Annotated in this window: 1 protein-coding gene; it reads left to right on the top strand. The window is 32.8% G+C overall.

The features are described 5' to 3' along the window. The coding region (locus H4O21_RS28240; protein ID WP_182812491.1) for a methylmalonyl-CoA mutase family protein at positions 1 to 268 on the top strand (268 nt) is incomplete at its 5' end. Between the last annotated feature and the right edge of the window lie 150 nt (positions 269 to 418).

Raw genomic sequence — 418 nt, 5'->3', positions numbered from 1 at the left:
CACATTTTTAAGTAGTAAAGGTTCGCCAACTATTTTACCTGCTGAGGTAATTAGGGCTACTGAGGAGGAAAAACAATCTCAAATTAAAACTTTAGAAAATCTGCATAAAGCTAATGATACAAAAGAGTTTTTGAAACAACTTCAGGAAACGGCCATCAATAACCAAAATATTTTTCAAGCTTTGATGGAAGTTTGTAAAGTCTGTTCCTTAGGGCAAATTACACAAGGACTGTTTGAAGTAGGAGGGCAGTATCGCAGAAATATGTAATCAGAGAACCAGATTTATGCTGTAAAGATGTGTGAATCGCTTATGCTGCTAAAAGCAGGATCATCAAAATTATCTAAAATCTTTAAGCAACCATTTTCAAATTTTTTCATCTATAAGAAAAGCTTACCTCTAATGAAAAAGATATTATAC

It is taken from the genome of Oceanospirillum sediminis (assembly GCF_014164585.1).
GTDB lineage: Bacteria > Pseudomonadota > Gammaproteobacteria > Pseudomonadales > Halomonadaceae > Oceanospirillum > Oceanospirillum sediminis.
This window is presented reverse-complemented; position numbering and strand designations above follow the sequence as displayed.